The following is a 2,607-nucleotide window of genomic DNA, read 5'->3' on the forward strand; positions in this document are numbered from 1 at the left end:
CGCGCCCGAACCCTGCGCGAACAGCTTCGCCCGCGCGTCGGCGGCTCCAATACCCCCGCCCCCACCGCCGCTGAACAACACGCCGCAAGAGAGCGTACCCGCTGGATCGCCGAACTGGCCGCCGCCGGCCTCTCCCCCACTGAAATCCGCCAGCGGCTGGGCGAAGCCCCTCAGCCGCCCTAGCCCGCACCCCTCACGCGACCCGTTTTTCCCTCTGCTTCACCTCCCGGCGCTCCCTCCGGCGGTTTTCTGCGCCCAAAATCCATTCCAAACGTCCCGCCCAGCGGAATGAACCCCGGGTTGAAGCCGGATCACCCCTTATTTTTCCCCGCTGAACCCATGCCGTCCTTAACGATCCCGGTTCCTGTTCCCGGAGCGGGAGCCGGAGGACCTCCCGTCCAAAAATTAAGTGTTCGGGTTTGCTGCGCTAATACTCTGAACCATCGACCTTTTATCCTCGCAACGATCCCTGCCCAGCGCCCAAGGCGTCTCCAAACCGTTTCCCAGCCGATTCCCGCGCATTTCAGCCCCTTTTCTGCGGATTAAGTGTTCCTCCCCAACCCGTTAAGTGCCCGCTATTAAGTCTTTCATTATTAATCGAAATTTTTATAGGCTACCCCACGAAAACCCAAAGCTAACCCCGGGACTCTCCAGCAACAAGAGGATCAAACCCCCAAAGACGCTCTCCAAGGCGAAGGCGGTACCGACCGCTCTCGAAAAAAACGGTTTAGGCCCCCGCAGAACAAACTTGCTACCTTCTCAGGCTACTTTTTAAGCCGCCCTCACAAACTGCATAAAAGATTGTTTCAGAAAATGATTCAAAAGAGTTAAGACCCAGTTATCCACAAAAAATGTGGATAACTTTCATCCAAGTACCCTAAAAAACCCTCTCAAGCGGGAGAGGATCGATTTTTTAAACAAAAGACCCCGCAGCTTGCTGCGGGGTCTTTTGTTACCAAAGAACGCAGCAAGCTGCGGGGAATTAGATCCGTAGAGATTAAAGAGTCGCAGTCGGTTGCTGCATCAACGCCTTCAACGCGGCTTGTCTCTCCGCCCGGGTATGGACTTCGGGAACGGCGATACCCTGAAGGTGCGCCCAGTGAGCTATCTGGCGTTGCAACAACGCAAGCGCCCTATCGTCAGAGGCTGCGGAGGTCGCAACGCCCAAGGCCACCCTGGACAGTGTATCGGCGGGCGTTGCCACCGGCACGACCGGAGCCGCATTCACGGATGCGGATAGGATGGCCGCCGGGTCTTCTCCCGGTAGCAACGCGGCCGTCGCCATCGCCACTCCTTCGCCGACCGGTGTTTCAGTCACCGGCACCGGCGCTTGAACCTCCGGCGTGGCGATACCCGAATGACTCGGGTCAAAGACTTCGTCCGCATCGACGATTTCGCCGCCAAAGCCTAAAACGGCCAGCAACCGTTGCCGAGCCGCCGTTTCCAGATCTTCCAAAGTTTGACCCGCTGGAGCGACGGCGGTCGCCGTCGCGAGGATGCGGCCTTGAGGATCACGCAAGGTCGCGTGACCCACCAAGAAGAACTCCGGGTCCCGCAGAGCCGGGAGTCCCATCGATTCGGGCGGATGCCCACCGTGCAAGGCGATTTCATACAGCTTCATCAAGCCGGGTTTCAGACTGAGCGCATCCCGAATTTCGGTATGCACCGAGAGTCCTTCCGCCGGACGGTAGCGGTTCAGAAACTCAGGCAGGTACGCCAAAGTATTCAGTTTTTCCATCACGTTCTCCAATGAGGTCGAGGAAAACGCCCAGCGCCACCCCCGTTCGGGAGTGACGCCAGGCGCGTTTTCTCCCGAACGGGTTGAGGTCACTGCAAAACAGGCGGGCGAGGCCGAAAACTCCTCACGCCGCCTGCGTCAACCGCCGTTCCAACAGGGTGAACAGCATCGGCGCCAGTTCTTGAAGGGTTCGGATCGTGACGGCATCGTGACGCCCAAACAGGTCTTCCATCTCGTCCAGGGACTGGCCGATGCCTAATCCCAACACTTCAAGACCCCCGGCACGGCATCGAGCCAGGATCGAGCGTGTGAGGTCTCTCTGATCGGGTTGTCCGTCGGTGGCTACGATGAGCAGGCGACGCGGTTCCGAACGTCCGATCAATTCCCAACCGGCGCGCAACAGCGCCCCCGCTAACGGCGTCCCGCCAAAACTGTCCACCGCGAACCGTCCGGCAATGCGGAAGGCGCGCTCTGGGAAGTGCTTGAGCGGGATAATCCGGTGTTTCCCCCCACCGGGAAACGCCGCCGCCCAGCACGCCACCCCAGGCAGGAGGTCCAGCGCCAGCGCCAAGGCCAGCATCGCCTGATTCGCCAGCGCCATGTGGCGCGTCATCGATCCGCTGCGATCCAGCAGCAGACCCACGGCCGTATCCCTCGCTAACCGCTCCACGCGCCGGTCAAACAGGCGAGCTTGCGGCCACTGGAGGCCGTACAACCGGCCCGTGTTCAGTCGTCGGCCTTGACGGGCGGCCCAATGCTCAGACGCTTGATGGGTTTGCACCAGGGCGCCCAACCGGTGACGCAGGGCGGCGGTGGCCGCGCGTGCCTGCCGGGCCTTCAGATCGGAAGAGCGTCGTGTAGGGAAAGAG

The 2,607-nt window shown here is 60.7% G+C and carries 3 protein-coding genes; 1 reads left to right on the plus strand and 2 read right to left on the minus strand.

The features are described from left to right. On the plus strand, positions 1-183 hold a 183-nt coding region (locus tag BN874_RS25120), incomplete at its 5' end, for a hypothetical protein (protein WP_034433443.1). An 814-nt stretch (positions 184-997) separates the two neighbouring features. On the opposite strand, the gene BN874_RS11570 is transcribed toward BN874_RS25120, so the two are convergent. Together BN874_RS11570 and BN874_RS25125 are read right to left on the minus strand one after the other, a co-directional pair. Beyond that, positions 998-1,738: a hypothetical protein gene (locus BN874_RS11570; protein WP_034433445.1), complete on the minus strand. Its 741-nt coding sequence runs from the start codon at positions 1,736-1,738 to the stop codon at positions 998-1,000. A gap of 124 nt (positions 1,739-1,862) precedes the next feature. Then, positions 1,863-2,607, minus strand: a 745-nt coding sequence (locus BN874_RS25125) for a hypothetical protein (protein ID WP_034433446.1), incomplete at its 5' end; no start/stop codon positions are given.

Source organism: Candidatus Contendobacter odensis Run_B_J11 (genome assembly GCF_000531125.1).
Classification (GTDB): domain Bacteria; phylum Pseudomonadota; class Gammaproteobacteria; order Competibacterales; family Competibacteraceae; genus Contendibacter; species Contendibacter odensensis.